The sequence below is a fragment of the Rhizobium sp. SVR5-2C genome (assembly GCF_056755115.1).
Map to the genome: position 1 here is coordinate 1 of NZ_JBNDHT010000522.1, position 245 is coordinate 245.

General features: G+C 54.3%; 1 protein-coding gene. It reads right to left on the reverse strand.

Going from position 1 to position 245, the window contains the following annotated elements; all coding sequences use genetic code 11:
* Window positions 1-63 precede the first annotated feature (63 nt).
* A partial coding sequence (locus ACPYOI_RS36760; protein ID WP_481424269.1) for a hypothetical protein occupies window positions 64-245 on the reverse strand: 182 nt, incomplete at its 5' end.

Sequence of the window (245 nt, forward strand, 5' to 3'; positions counted from 1 at the left end):
GTCTTGGCACCGTGGATTTGGATCGAGCCCACGGAGCTGCGCGAAACGATATCCTTCCTGAGGTTACGCATGGCTCGCAATCCGTTGCTGCTTGAGGGAAGAAGACAGCTTTTCAGACAAGCGAGCAAATACCTCCAGCTCATCCTTCGTCATCGACCTAATCGCCGTTTCGTACAGGGAGGTGTGCTGAAGCGAAATATCCTCGAGCAAGCGTCTGCCGCTTTCAGTTATGGACGTGCGCAGCT